The sequence below is a fragment of the Draconibacterium mangrovi genome, from assembly GCF_010586825.1.
Taxonomy (GTDB): Bacteria; Bacteroidota; Bacteroidia; order Bacteroidales; family Prolixibacteraceae; genus Draconibacterium; species Draconibacterium mangrovi.
Map to the genome: position 1 here is coordinate 23,782 of NZ_JAAAGB010000012.1, position 14,279 is coordinate 38,060.

Below are 14,279 nucleotides of genomic sequence, written 5' to 3' on the forward strand. Positions count from 1 at the left end.
CACGAAACAATATTGAAAATGGCATCTCGTTCTGAGGTGCCATTTTTTTTATGGAAACATTCCTGAACGGCTATTAGTGGTAGTTGTGCTCAGTAGCAGAAAATTATAGTTATGATAAAGATTTGAAATTTATATATTTACGCATATCATTAACCAGTACAAACAATGAAAGCCAAAAACAAACAAATGCACCGGGGCCTTACAAAAACCGACAGAAAGAGTTTGAGAGATCAATGTAAAATGGGATTGATTTTATCATTACTGGTATTTGTTCTTGCAACAATTATTGGAGTAACGATATACGAGTTATTCTTTGATACGAATCCTGATGAATTGAATCTTAAAATGGCAGGTTTAATTACAATAGGAACGTTGAGTTCTTCAGTGCTCCTTAACTTTCTGATATGTAATAAATACTATCGTGATTTGCAATTTAATGAAAAAGTTCAGGTGATAAAAACCTTGATGAACAAATCAAAGTCAACTATTTATCATGCCTCTGCACTGGGCAGCAATATGTCTAAGGCTTATACTGAAAAGTTTGAGTTCGTTGTTGATGGTATTAATTTCAACGTTGATAAAGAGCTGTTCGAGCGTTGTGCCGAGGGAGATCAATTGATTTTTAATTATGCTCCGAAAAGTGAATACCTGTTAAGTATTGAAAAAGGTAACTGAAATGTAAAAAGTTAGTTAGTGTATAGTCATACCCTCACTATGAGTGAGAGCATGACTAGATATCTTTCTAGAAGAAGTCGTCGAATTCTTCCGGATTCGTGTTCTTTTTCTCCAAATCATCGCAATCGAGGTTAATGTTAAAACCGGCTGGTCGTTTAAATTCCATCTCCTCTTCTTTGTAACCGATCGATTCGTCGGCCAAAACTTTCTTGTAAAAGTAACCCCAAATTGGCAGCGCCATATTTGCACCCTGACCAGATGCGATCGTCCTAAAGTGTATACTTCTTAAATCGGCACCGGTCCAAACACCTGCGGTAAGTTTTGGTGTTGTGCCAATAAACCAACCATCGGAGTGGTTCTGTGTTGTTCCAGTTTTCCCGGCAATTGGCATACTAAAACTTCCATAGTCGGTGGTTACCCTGTCGCGAAACAGGTTTGAAAAGCGTAAACGAATTCCGGTTCCTTCGTCGATTACTCCTTGCAATAAGTTTAGCATCAGGTATGCAGTTTGTTCGTCGATGGCCTCGTGGCGCTCGGGAACGAAACGTGCGATAACGTTGCCATGGCGGTCTTCAATCTTAGTAACAAAATAAGGCTTGATAAACACGCCCAGGTTCGTGAAGGTGTTGAAAGCACCAACCATTTCGTAAAGTGTAACATCCGAAACACCAAGGAACATTGAGTTTACCGGATCAATGGGGCTGTAAATACCCATGTGTTTCATTACATCGACCACTGCCTGCGGATTGTATTGTTTTAGTACCCATGCTGAAATACGGTTTTTCGAGTTGGCCAGTCCCCATTTTAAGGATACCATTTTGCCATCCATTTCTTCGTCAACATCCGAATCTTTAGGCTCATAAATACTGCCGTCCCACTGAATAAACTGTTGACTAACATATGGAACTTTTGTACATGGTGTAAGCCCGTTTTGCATGGCCAGTGTATACAAAAATGGCTTAACAGTAGATCCGATCTGGCGTTTTCCGCCTTTTACCATGTCGTACATAAAATGCTGGTAGTTGGGGCCTCCAACGTAGGCTTTTACTTTCCCCGATTCGGTATCCATGGCCATAAACGACGAGCGGAAAAATTTCAGGTAATATTTAATTGAATCCATCGGAGTCATCAAAGTATCCACTGCACCACCCCACTTAAAAACGTTCATTTCAACGGGCTTGTTAAATTCCTTCTTTATTTCATTAAAGCTTTTTCCTGCCTGATTCATTAAACGGTAGCGTTCGCTTTTTCTGATTTCACGGTTTAGCAGGTCGTCCACCTCAGTTCTGCTCATGTTATTGGCAAAGGGCGGATTGCTTAAATCCGACAAACTTTCATCGAATAGGGGTTGCAGATCGTAACGCAAATGTCGTTCAACGGCTTCAACCGCATATTTTTGCATGCGCGAGTCGAGCGTGGTGTATATTTTTAAACCGTCGGCATAAATATCGTAAGGTTCGCCATTGGGTTTGGTATTTTTATTACACCAGCCAAACAGCGGATTGTTTTCCCACTCATCCAGGTCTTCAATATATTTTTGTTCCTGCCACGAAGCATAGTTTTCGCGCTCCGGTTTTTTAGCGGTAAGTGTAAGGCGAAGGTATTCGCGGAAATACGGTGCTGGCCCAAGTTTGTAATCCACTTTTTTATATTCCAGATCAAGCGGCAGTTTTTTGGCCGAATCGGCAAGTTCGGGAGTGATGTAACCATATTTTTCCATCTGGCTCAATACAACATTCCGGCGTTGCAGCACGATTTCGGGGCGGCGAACCGGATTAAAAAGCGATGAGTTTTTGGCCATACCAACCAGCATGGCTGCCTGGTGTAGTTTAAGCGAATCGGGCTGTGTATTAAAATAAACATCGGCTGCCGAACGAATACCCACCGCGTTATTCAGGTAGTCGTACTTGTTCAGGTACATTAAAATAATCTCTTCTTTAGTATAACTGCGCTCCAGTTTTACGGCAATTACCCATTCTTTAAACTTTCGCATAACCAGTTCGGTGCTACTGGAAAAACCATCGCGCGGGAAAAGCATTTTTGCCAACTGCTGACTTAAGGTACTTCCACCTCCTGAACTGGTGTCGCCGGTAACAATTCCTTTAAATACGCGAATTAGTCCACGAAAATCAATTCCCGAATGATCGTAAAAACGAACATCTTCTGTGGCAACCAAGGCATTTATTAAGTGTGGTGGTAAATTTTCGAAATTTACGTAAGTACGGTTCTCCTGGTTGAAATATTTATCAATGGTCGGGCCGTCTGCAAAATAGATTTCCGATGCCAGGATATTTTGTGGGTTTTCCAGCTCCTCAAAACTGGGCATAAAACCCAGCTTTCCCTTGGCTATCAGAAAGAAAAGAAGAAAAACGGAAACGATCCCCAGTGCAACGATCGACCAGAAAATCAGGATGTATTTTTTAAAGCTTTTTTTTGTTTCGCTCATGAATTTCGCTCATTTTAATGTGGCAACAAATATATACGATTCTGTTATGGGAACCACCTAAATAACGCCTTGAAATTGGAGAATATTTTATTTTTTAAAAAATAAAATCGTCATTTTCAATTAAATAGAAAATAAAAAAATAGCTCATTAAATTTTGAACTTAGCCCATCATTTTCTTTAATTTGCAGAATTTTTAGAACGGATTAGAAAGTATATGCACAAAAACCTGGTTATAGTCGAGTCCCCTGCAAAGGCGAAAACAATTGAAGGATTTCTTGGAAAAGACTACGTGGTAACCTCAAGTATGGGGCACGTTAGAGACTTGGAAAAGAAGGACTTCGGGATTGATATTGAGAATAATTATCAGCCCAGATACAAAGTTTCTTCGGATAAGAAGAAGATAGTAACAGAACTGAAAAAGTTAGCGAAGGAGGCCGAAACGGTTTGGCTCGCTTCCGATGAAGACCGAGAGGGAGAGGCTATTGCCTGGCACCTGAAAGAGGTGCTGAAGCTGAAAGATGATAAAATAAAACGAATTGTTTTTCACGAAATTACCAAAGATGCCATTACTCGTGCCGTTAAAAATCCACGTGATATCGACGAGCATTTGGTAAATGCACAGCAAGCCCGTCGTGTGTTAGACCGTATTGTGGGTTTCGAGGTATCGCCGGTTTTGTGGAAAAAAGTAAAACCATCGTTAAGTGCCGGTCGTGTGCAGTCGGTAGCAGTTCGTTTAATTGTTGAACGCGAACGCGAGATTCGCGATTTTAAAACAGAAACATGGTTTCGTGTAAACGGATACTTTCTGGTGCCCGATGAAAGTGGAAATACCACCGAATTAAAAGCAGAACTTTCAAAACGTTTTACAACCCGCGATGAGGCTAACGCTTTCCTCGAAAAGTGCAAATCAGCAGAGTTTAAAGTTAGCGATGTGGTGAAAAAACCGGGGAAAAGATCGCCGGCACAACCATTTACTACCTCAACATTACAGCAGGAAGCCAGTAGAAAACTGGGATTTTCCGTATCGCAAACCATGGCAGTTGCACAGCGTTTGTACGAAAGTGGTAAGATTACCTACATGCGTACCGACTCGGTGAACCTGTCGGGCCTGGCATTAAATACTTCGAAACAAAAGATCACTGAACTTCATGGCGAAAATTATGTGAAGATCAGGAAATTCAAGACGAAATCGAAAGGAGCACAGGAGGCTCACGAGGCCATTCGTCCTACCTACATGGAAAACCAAACGGTAGCAGGATCGTCGCAGGAGCAGCGTTTGTATGAATTGATCTGGAAACGTACTATCGCTTCGCAAATGGCCGATGCTATTTTGGAACGAACCAATGTAACCATCGATGTGTCGAACGCAACGGAGAAATTCCAGGCAACCGGCGAGGTAATTGTTTTTGATGGTTTCCTGAAAGTATATATTGAATCGACCGACGATGAAAATGCCAACGCAAATGGCCAGACTTTAATTCCACCGGTGCATGTTAACGAGTCGCTTGAGATGACTTCTGTGGTTTCAACACAACGGTTTTCACAACGTCCTCCACGATATACGGAAGCGTCGCTGGTTAAACGTTTGGAAGAGCTGGGAATTGGTCGTCCGTCAACTTATGCGCCAACCATTACAACGGTTCAAAACAGAAATTATGTTGTAAAAGAAGAGCGTCCGGGTGTGGAACGGAACTTTACTGTTCTTACCCTTGAAGACGGAAAAATCAAGCAGGAAGAGAAGACCGAAATCACCGGAGCTGAAAAAAATAAACTGTTCCCAACCGATATAGGTATTGTTGTTAATGATTTTCTGATGGACAATTTCGATGAGATCATGGACTACAACTTCACCGCAAATGTTGAAAAGGAATTTGATGATATTGCCGACGGGAAGATGGTTTGGAATGAAATGATTGATAAGTTTTATCAGCCGTTTCATGGCAAAGTGGAACACGCCCTTGAAAATGCGGAGCGCTCGAAAGGAGAACGTATTTTGGGTATCGACCCGAAAACAGGTAAAGAGGTGTCGGTTAAGATTGGCCGTTTTGGGCCGTTGGCACAGTTGGGTGAAGTATCGCAGGAAGAAGGAGCTGAAAAACCACAGTTTTCGAGCTTACGAACCGGGCAGCATATCGAAACAATTACCCTCGAAGAAGCACTCGAGCTGTTTAAACTTCCACGCGAATTGGGCGAGTACGAAAGCAAAAAGGTAACTGTTGCCATCGGTCGTTTTGGTCCGTATGTGCGTCACGACAATAAATTTGTTTCGCTCGGAAAAGAAGACGATCCGTATTCTGTTCAACTAGACAGAGCGATTGAACTGATTGAAGCCAAGCGTGAAAAAGACCGTAATGCTGTTGTTAAGATATTTGATGAAGATGCAGAACTTCAGGTGCTTAACGGCAGATGGGGCCCATATATTAAACATGGCAAGAAAAATTACAAAATACCAAAAACGACTAAGGCCGAGGAGTTAACTTTCGAGGATTGTATGAAGATCATCGAGGCGGCTCCGGAACCTAAAAGCCGACGCGGTAGAAAAAAATAAAGAATAAAGGCAGGTGATTTGATCATTTGCCTTTATTTTTAAAAGCAAAAAAATGAATTTGTCTCCCTATTTCGATGCGGTTGATTTTTCGCAGTATGTCGATGATGTGCCTTTCGCCTGGAAATATTCTATGGGTGCTACCATTGAAAAGAATACAGTTAAATTGCAGGAAGGCCGTTTGACAAACATTGAGTTGGCCATTGTTGGCGTTCCGTTTAACAGCGAGCACGATGATTTTAAACGAACAGCAACACCCGATAAATTGCGTAAAGCATTTTACGGCTTGGCCGGAGTTGGGAAACTCAACATTATCGATCTGGGCAACCTTAAAGCTTCAACCAGCCACAAAGGGAATTACCTGGCACTGCGCGATGTGGTGGATTATTTGAGTGAACTGGATATTGTAACCATTGTATTTGGCGGCAGCCAGGATTACAGTTACGGTGTTTGCCAGGCTTTCCGGTCGAATCCCTTTTTCTCGTTTAGTGCCATCGATGCCTTTTTGGATGTGAAAAAAGGTGTAGAATCACTAAGTTCTACAAACTACTTGTCGCAGGTTTTTAAAGCCCTTCCCGATATTTTTCAGTTTAATTTGCTGGCTTATCAAAGTCATTATGTACCTGATATTTATTTCGAGAAAACTAAAGGTATTGGAGCACATTTACGTTTAGGGAAACTTCGTGATAATATTAGTGACGCTGAGCCTGTTCTTCGAAACAGCGACTTTTTGACTTTCGATATGGCGGCGTTAAAGTCGTCGGAAGCACCCAACAGTCTGAATCTTCCGAATGGTTTGTATGCCGACGAGGCTTGCCAGTTAATGAAGTATGCCGGAGCAAGTAACCGTTTAAAAGTATTTGGCTTGTTCGGGTTGAATATTGGCGAGGAGCCGGGAGAATTGTCGTTAAACCTGGCGGCACAACTGGTTTGGTATTTTGTACAGGGCTACCTTATCAGAGATAAACGGAAACCGGAACAAGGCGATGGGTTTTCCACGTTTAGTGTGGAAATACCCGAACTTTCAGCGCCGCTTGTATTTTACAAAAACGACAATACCGGGCAATGGTGGGTGCAGGTGCAGGCAATAAACAATGAAACCAGATATTTTGCCTGTTCAGAAAAAGATTACGAGGTGGCCAGTAGTAACGAAATACCTGAGCTTTGGTTGAAATATGTTCAAAAAACCGACGAAATAGTAAAATAATAGCTTCTAATAAACGTTCTTTGCATACCTTGTTAACAGTTGATTGTTACAAACAACTAAAAATTGTTTCTTTGCTACAGCAGAGAAAAGGCTAAATTGCCCTATGAAAAGAGAAGTATGAGAAAGGCTGTATCTTTTTTATTCATCATAATGTCGGTTACACTAGTTACTTACGGTCAATTAGATCCACAATACACCAATAATATGTATTATAAGTTAGGTGTAAATCCCGGATTTGCCGGGACCGGGGATGCTATAACCGGTTTAATGATTAATAGATATCAGTGGTCGGGGAGTAGTAAGGTGCTTGTTTTTAGTGCCGATGCTGCAGTAAATGCGTTTGATAGGACAGAAGGAATTGGAATTAGCGTTTTAAGTGACAAGTTAGGATTTTATGATAATACTTGGGTGACATTGAGTTTGGCGCATAGAGTGACTACATCTATCGGAATCCTGGGGTTGGGCTTGTCGCCGGGACTTTTTAATTATAGTGTAAACGGTGAATGGGTAATTCCCGAAGGTGATGTTTATACGCCGGCCGAAACAGATCCTTCGATTCCGCAGGGCGAAGCGAGTCAAATAGCTTTTGATGTTGGATTTGGAGCTTTTCTTTATACCAGCAATTATTATGCAGGTTTTTCAGCAACGCACCTTAATCAGGGCGCTGTAAAATATGATGAAGTTGCCGTTGATTTTTTAGTGAGACATTATTATTTAATGGGCGGGTACAATATTAAACTTGCAGATCCGTTGTTTGAATTGTGGCCGTCGTTTTTAGTGAAGACAGATTTAGCATCTGTGGAGTTTGATATAAATGCGAATATAGTTTATAACGACAAATTTTGGGGCGGTCTTTCATATCGTCACCAGGATGCGGTGGCCCTGCTTCTTGGGATGGAACTGTTTAATGGAATGCGAATCGGGTATTCGTTTGATTTTACCACATCGGCAATGAGTCGTAGTGGTTTTGGTTCGCACGAAGTATTTGTAAGTTATTCTCTTGATTTAGAGAGAAATCGTAACCAAAAGTATAAGAGTATTAGATTTTTGTAAAATATGTTTAGTGTAAATAAGAAAAGGAACGGTATTTAATATTTTATTATTTCATTGTTTCTACTTATTTTTAACGACTAATCAGAGCTCGTAAAGTATAAAAGACACATTATGAAAAAACTACTTTCTATTGCAACCTTATTCTTGATTGCACTTAGTTTTGCCGGCTGCTTTGGTGGTGGCGGGAGAGGAAACGGAGAGCTGACAGGAGTAGAAAGAAGGCAGCGATTTAAAGAAACCCAACCCCTGGGAATGGTATACGTTCGCAGAGGAAGTTTCAATATCGGGCCTAGCGATGAGGACGCAAGTAGGGCAGGTGTACCAACAAAGACGGTATCGCAAGAACCATTTTGGATGGACGACACCGAAATAACCAATAACGAATATCGTCAGTTTGTAGAATGGGTAAAGGAATCGATGGCTCGTCGAATGTTAGGCGACCAGTATCCTGAATTTATGATTACCGAAGACAGAAAAGGGAATATTATCGATCCTCCACAGATCAACTGGAATGAAAAGATTGACTGGGAAGACCCTGATATGCAAATGGCAATGGAAGATCTTTACTTGCCTGAAAACGAGCGTTTCTTTGGCAAAAAGGAAATAGATACCCGTAAACTGATTTACGAATATTGGTGGGTTGACCTGGATCAGGCAGCCAAAAGAAGTAACAGTTATAACTACGAAACACAACGTTACGAAGGTAATGTTTACAACGAGGAAGGCGATCTTGTTCCAATCGAGAACCGTTCTTCGTTTATGATGCAGGATCAGGTGCATGTTTATCCTGATACACTTTGCTGGATCAGAGACTTTACCTATTCGTACAACGAGCCGTTGGCAACACGCTATTTCTGGCATCCGGGATTTGATGAATATCCTGTTGTAGGTGTTACCTGGAAGCAGGTAAATGCATTCTGTAACTGGCGTACTAAAATTCAGACGGATTACTTGTCGGAAAAAGGGGAACCAACATTGATGGCTTACCGTTTACCAACCGAAGTAGAGTGGGAATATGCTGCCCGTGGTGGTAAAGACTTCTCGATGTATCCTTGGGGAGGTTATTATACCCGCGACGAAAAAGGGGTATTCCTGGCCAACTTTAAGCCACTTCGCGGAAATTATGTTGAAGATGGCTCAATTGCAACAATAAAAGTAGGAAGTTACGATCCGAATGAGTACGGATTATACGATATGGCCGGTAACGTTGCAGAGTGGACAAGCACTGCGTATGACGAAGCCGGTTACAATTACTTTAGTGATTTAAACCCTACCTTTACATACAATGCCCGCAAGGATGATCCGGCTGTGATGAAGCGTAAAGTGATAAGAGGTGGTTCGTGGAAAGATATCTCGCAGTTTGTGCAGGTTTCTGCACGTAATTACGAATATCAGGATACGACTAAATCATACGTAGGTTTCCGATGCGTTCGCTCTACTTTTGGCGAAGAATTTTAGTATTTAAAACAAAACTTTATACCAAACGATATGAATCTGGGAGAACTATTTAAAACTAAGCGCTGGAAAACATTCATGGGGTATGTTTATGGATGGGGGGCAGCAGTCGTTATGGTTGGTGCCTTGTTCAAACTTGAACACTGGAAAGGCTCCAGCGAGTTATTAACCGTAGGTTTGCTTACAGAGGCATTTATATTTTTCCTCTCAGCATTTGAGCCTCCAATCAGTATTCCTGAATGGGATAAGGTATATCCGGAATTAAATGAAGACTACGAGCTTGAGGAAGTAAAAGAGTTGAGAACCAGCAACAAAAGTAATGGTTTGGAAACACTTTTTGGCAGCTCGGAGCTTACACCGGAACTGATGGACCGTGTTGGAAAAGGATTAGCAGAATTAAGTAATACTGCCAAGGGAATAAGCGACATATCTTCGGCTACACTTGCCACCGATATGTATGTTAAAAACCTGGGATCGGCTTCAGAATCGATGAACTCTTTTGCCCAAATTAACAACAAGGCAAACGAATCGATTAACAGTTCAGTGAGTACCTTAGTTGATTCCTATTCTGTTGCAGCAAGTCAGCTTACTCAAACCGGAAAAAATCTTTCTGCCGTTTATCAAAAATCATCAGAGATTATATCGGGTGAATTGGAGAATATTGGAAGTAGTTCAAAACAATATTCAGGGAACTTGGAAAGACTGAATAAAAATTTAGATAGCCTGAACAGCAATTTCGAAAACCAACTTAAAGATACTCAGGATCAATTCAAAGCCAATCAGAGGTTTAACCAGGATCTAGCTGAAATGAACAGCATCCTGACCTCTTCGGTTGATGAATTGAAAAAGTATAAAGAAAATGCTGAATCACTCAACAAAAATCTTGAAGCCTTAAATACCATTTACGGCAACATGTTGGGTGCAATGAGCTATAAAAAATAAAGTCCTAGCGTATGGGTGCAAAGTATTGTCCGGAAACACCGAGGCAAAAAATGATAAATCTGATGTACATTGTACTTACCGCAATGTTAGCTCTTAACGTTGCGGCTGAGGTACTTGAAGCGTTTCGTGTGGTAGACAGTAGTTTACTGCAAACGCTCGAGGCAGTGGACATGCAGAATGCGCAGATCTATTCTTCGTTTGATCAAGCTTATATCGAAAATCCAACCAAAGTTCAGGAATGGAAAGATAAAGCTGATCAGCTAAAAAGTAGATCGGAAGAAATGATAAACTACGTTGCGGCATTAAAAGACGAAGTTGTTGCTTACTCCGGCGAGAAGCCGGTAAATGAAGATAACCCGATGTATGAAGAAGGTTATTATCATACAAAAGTAGACGGATCGGTTGTTGAAGTTGCCAAGAAAGATGACATGAATGGCCCGTCGGAATTACTGATCACCCAGAAAAGAGCAAACGATCTTAAAAACGCCATTATCGAATATCGTGAGTTTCTTTCTTCATTGGTGAACGAGGATGACAGCGAACTTCGCGAGTTGATTATGAGCGAGCTTAAAACTTCAGACCCCGAGAAAGGTTCGAAAGGAGAAGGCAACTACAAAACATGGGAATCGGAGCACTTTGAAGATAAGCCTTTAATTGCGGTAATGACCTTGCTGTCTAAAATTCAGATCGACGCGAAAAACTCTGAAGCATCGGTAGCAAAATATTTGTATGCTGAAATTGATGAAGGCTCATTTAAGTTTAACCGTTTGAAAGCCCGCGTTATTGCCAATTCGAATGTAGTTCTGATGGGCGACGAATATAAAGCTGAAGTTTTCCTTGCCGCAGAAGATACTACACAGCAACCAATTATCATGATAAATGGTAAAGAGGTTGAAGTTAAAGATGGCAAGGCAACCTATATCGGGAATACCAGCCAGGCAGGTAAATTTACCTGGGACGGTTTAATTAGATACAAAATGCCGGGAGGAAATTATAAAAATTATCCTTTTGAGCAGGAATATCAGGTGTCAGAGCCAACAGTAACAATGTCGGCCACCAAAATGAACGTGTTTTACAAAGGTCTGGATAACCCGTTTGATGTGGGTGGAGGAGCCATCCCGAATGAAGATCTTGAAGTTCAAATGACCAACGGAAAGGTTACCAAACGAGGTGATACATATATAGTAGTACCAACTGACCTTGATGAAATGGGGCGTAATACTAAAGTAAGTGTTTACGCAACAATTAACGGAAGCCGACGTTTGATAGGTACTACCGATTGGCGCGTGAAACGTGTTCCCGATCCCGTAGCACAAATTAATGGACAGTCGGGTGGCGATATTCGTAAAGAAGTTTTACAGATTCAGGATGGCGTTTTGGCGGTGCTTGAAGATTTCGATTTTGAATTTGGTTACAAAGTTACTCAGTTTACAATGGAAACCACAAGCGGTGGGTACACCAATCGTTATCCTGCCAATTCGAATCGTTTTACAGCAGAACAAAAAAATGCGCTGAAGAATGTAAATGTAAATAGTATAGTTTATATAGGAGATATTAAGGCTTTAGGAGATGATGGAACTACAAGGGATCTCGACCCAATATCATTCAAAATAAAATAGGTAGTTATGAAGAAGATAGTTGTTTATATAGGAATAGTTGTTTTTGCGCTAGGCATTATGCATAAAGGTGCTGATGCCCAAATTGTAAACGGAGCCTATAAGCAAAACGATATTTACGAGAAAAAACCAATGCCGTTGGTTCCGGTTCGCGAGGCAGATGTTTTCTGGCAGAAGACACTTTGGCGTGTTATCGATTTGCGTGAAAAAATGAATATTCCGCTGTATTATCCAACAATACCCATTGCCGATCGTACAAACCTGATCTCGTTATTGCTTAAGGGTATCGAAAGTGGTCAGATTACTCCGTATGACGCGCAGGCCGATGATGATTTTAAAATTCCGATGAGCTTTGCACAGGTTAAAGCAAGATTTGGTGCGGAAGCTAGAACCGAGGAGAAAATTGACTTTGATACAGGTGAACGGACACAAGTTCAGGTTCAGGGCGAAATTCGCCCAACCGAGATCAAGCAGTACATGGTTAAAGAACAGTGGTATTTTGATAAACAAACATCTACCTTAAACGTACGTATTCTTGGTATTTGCCCAATTCGCGAATATATGCGCGAAGGCGATACTTCAGGACAGCCACAGCGGCAAAAAATATTCTGGATTTATTATCCTGAAGCGCGCCCATTGCTGGCTACCAACGTGGTTCAAAATCCATACAACGAAGCACGTCAGCAATCTTTCGACGACCTGTTCGTAAAACGTATGTTTAACAGTTATATCGTGCAGGAGTCGAATATTTACAACAACCGCGAAATCAGTTCCTACCTGGTAGGAAAAGATGCGATGTTGGAATCAAAACGAATTGAAGACGAGATTTTTAATTACGAACAAGATCTTTGGGAATATTAATGCGCTAACCAGCATAAAAAAAGCCTTATGTTGTCATAAGGCTTTTTTTTGAAACAATTTTAAAATCAATAAGGCGTTTAGAAATGTAGCATCGAATATCGATTGATGAGAAAAACCATAACATACTTGTTCATACTGGCGCTTTTTCTTGCCTCGTGCAGGAACGAAAGCAACAAATACCTTAAATTAGGTAAAGGAACAAGTGAAAAATGGTTTGAGCCAACACCTCACGGAATGGTTTATGTGCCAAGAGGTGCCTACAACCTTGGGCCAAACGATGATCAGCTATATGCCGTAACACAAAGCCGAACGGTATCAACAGAAGCTTTTTGGATCGACGATACCGAAATTACAAATGATGAATACCGGCAGTTTGTATATTGGGTACGCGATAAAAAAGCACGCGAACTTCTTGGACAAACCTATACCGATTTCCTGATAACAGAAGATAAATACGGTGCCCCGCTGGAAGAGCCGGAAATAAACTGGGAAGAGCGAATTGAATGGGACGATCCGGAGTATCAAATGGCCATGGATGAATTGTATCTCCCGGAATACGAACGTTTTAATTACAAGAAGGAAATTGATACCCGTAAACTGGTATACGAATATTATTGGATTGACTATAAACAAGCCGCAAAACGTAGCAATGCCTATAATTACGAAACGCAACGTTATGAAGGTTCTGTTGTAAATTCAGATGGCGAGGTAGTTCCCATTCAAAACCGTAGTTCATTTTTGATGCACGAATCCGTGCCGGTTTATCCCGACACGCTGTGTTGGATCAGAGATTTTGCTTACACTTACAATGAGCCTTTTACAATCAAATATTTTTCACACATTGGATTTGATGATTATCCGGTTGTTGGAGTAACATGGGATCAGGCGCGGGCTTTCTGTAACTGGCGTAATAAATTGCAGGATTTTGCCTTTACCCGTTCTGATGAAGCGCCGGCACACGAATACCGCCTGCCAACAGAAAGTGAGTGGGAGATTGCAGCGCGTGGTGGTATGCACAACACCATGTACCCGTGGGGGAGTTATTATACACGAAGTGTTAGTGGGTGTTTTGTAGCCAATTTTAAGCCCTTGCGCGGAAATTATGTTGCCGATAGTCCAACTACCACAACAGCCATGAAAGTGGGTTTATTCGATCCTAATCCTTACGGCGTTTACGATATGGCCGGTAATGTTGCCGAGTGGACCTCTACCGCTTTTTTTGAAGCCGGCTACGATGCTATCGATGATTATAATCCGGAAATTCAGTACAATGCACGTCCCGATGACCCGGCCGTAATGAAACGAAAGGTTGTTCGGGGAGGATCGTGGAAAGACATTGCCTATTTCATACAGTCGGGTACGCGTACTTTTGAGTATCAGGACACCGCAAAATCATATGTCGGATTCCGATGCGTAAGAACCTCTTTCCGCGATGATTTGGGCGGCCGTCGCAGTATCCAGGAATAAACTTACTTCTCA

General features: G+C 41.5%; 10 protein-coding genes. 9 read left to right on the forward strand and 1 reads right to left on the reverse strand.

Going from position 1 to position 14,279, the window contains the following annotated elements; all coding sequences use genetic code 11:
- The first annotated feature begins 165 nt into the window (after positions 1–165).
- The gene (locus G4420_RS20635) at positions 166–675 is read left to right on the forward strand and encodes a hypothetical protein (protein WP_163325844.1); all 510 of its coding nucleotides are present in this window, start codon (positions 166–168) and stop codon (positions 673–675) included.
- 67 nt (positions 676–742) lie between these two features.
- On the opposite strand, the gene G4420_RS20640 is transcribed toward G4420_RS20635, so the two are convergent.
- Complete coding sequence (locus tag G4420_RS20640; RefSeq protein ID WP_163325845.1) at positions 743–3,121, reverse strand: transglycosylase domain-containing protein; 2,379 nt, start codon at positions 3,119–3,121, stop codon at positions 743–745.
- Positions 3,122–3,335: 214 nt separating this feature from the next.
- Between G4420_RS20640 and topA the strand changes: the two genes are divergently transcribed.
- From topA to porK (G4420_RS20680), 8 genes are all read left to right on the forward strand, one after another.
- On the forward strand, positions 3,336–5,669 hold the full coding sequence (topA, locus tag G4420_RS20645) for a type I DNA topoisomerase (RefSeq protein WP_163325846.1): 2,334 nt from the start codon (positions 3,336–3,338) through the stop codon (positions 5,667–5,669).
- A gap of 52 nt (positions 5,670–5,721) precedes the next feature.
- Positions 5,722–6,873, forward strand: a complete 1,152-nt coding sequence (locus tag G4420_RS20650; protein ID WP_163325847.1) for an arginase family protein — start codon at positions 5,722–5,724, stop codon at positions 6,871–6,873.
- A 117-nt stretch (positions 6,874–6,990) separates the two neighbouring features.
- Positions 6,991–7,926 (forward strand): PorP/SprF family type IX secretion system membrane protein, encoded by a 936-nt coding sequence (locus tag G4420_RS20655; protein WP_262888356.1) that lies wholly within the window; start codon positions 6,991–6,993, stop codon positions 7,924–7,926.
- 111 nt (positions 7,927–8,037) lie between these two features.
- Positions 8,038–9,384 (forward strand): T9SS ring complex lipoprotein PorK/GldK, encoded by a 1,347-nt coding sequence (gene porK, locus G4420_RS20660; protein ID WP_163325849.1) that lies wholly within the window; start codon positions 8,038–8,040, stop codon positions 9,382–9,384.
- A 30-nt stretch (positions 9,385–9,414) separates the two neighbouring features.
- On the forward strand, positions 9,415–10,323 hold the full coding sequence (gene porL, locus G4420_RS20665; RefSeq protein WP_163325850.1) for a type IX secretion system motor protein PorL/GldL: 909 nt from the start codon (positions 9,415–9,417) through the stop codon (positions 10,321–10,323).
- 11 nt (positions 10,324–10,334) lie between these two features.
- The gene (porM, locus tag G4420_RS20670; protein WP_262888357.1) at positions 10,335–11,942 is read left to right on the forward strand and encodes a type IX secretion system motor protein PorM/GldM; all 1,608 of its coding nucleotides are present in this window, start codon (positions 10,335–10,337) and stop codon (positions 11,940–11,942) included.
- A gap of 6 nt (positions 11,943–11,948) precedes the next feature.
- Complete coding sequence (gene porN, locus G4420_RS20675) at positions 11,949–12,800, forward strand: type IX secretion system ring subunit PorN/GldN (RefSeq protein ID WP_163325852.1); 852 nt, start codon at positions 11,949–11,951, stop codon at positions 12,798–12,800.
- Between the two features lie 105 nt (positions 12,801–12,905).
- On the forward strand, positions 12,906–14,267 hold the full coding sequence (gene porK / locus G4420_RS20680) for a T9SS ring complex lipoprotein PorK/GldK (RefSeq protein WP_163325853.1): 1,362 nt from the start codon (positions 12,906–12,908) through the stop codon (positions 14,265–14,267).
- The last annotated feature ends 12 nt before the right edge of the window (positions 14,268–14,279 follow it).

Coding starts and splice junctions, on each gene's coding strand:
- porN (WP_163325852.1), top strand. CDS start 11,949: ATGAAGAAGATAGTTGTTTATATAGGAATAGTTGTTTTTGCGCTAGGC.
- porL (WP_163325850.1), top strand. CDS start 9,415: ATGAATCTGGGAGAACTATTTAAAACTAAGCGCTGGAAAACATTCATG.
- porK (WP_163325853.1), top strand. CDS start 12,906: ATGAGAAAAACCATAACATACTTGTTCATACTGGCGCTTTTTCTTGCC.
- porK (WP_163325849.1), top strand. CDS start 8,038: ATGAAAAAACTACTTTCTATTGCAACCTTATTCTTGATTGCACTTAGT.
- G4420_RS20635 (WP_163325844.1), top strand. CDS start 166: ATGAAAGCCAAAAACAAACAAATGCACCGGGGCCTTACAAAAACCGAC.
- G4420_RS20650 (WP_163325847.1), top strand. CDS start 5,722: ATGAATTTGTCTCCCTATTTCGATGCGGTTGATTTTTCGCAGTATGTC.
- G4420_RS20640 (WP_163325845.1), bottom strand. CDS start 3,121: ATGAGCGAAACAAAAAAAAGCTTTAAAAAATACATCCTGATTTTCTGG.
- topA (WP_163325846.1), top strand. CDS start 3,336: ATGCACAAAAACCTGGTTATAGTCGAGTCCCCTGCAAAGGCGAAAACA.
- porM (WP_262888357.1), top strand. CDS start 10,335: ATGGGTGCAAAGTATTGTCCGGAAACACCGAGGCAAAAAATGATAAAT.
- G4420_RS20655 (WP_262888356.1), top strand. CDS start 6,991: ATGAGAAAGGCTGTATCTTTTTTATTCATCATAATGTCGGTTACACTA.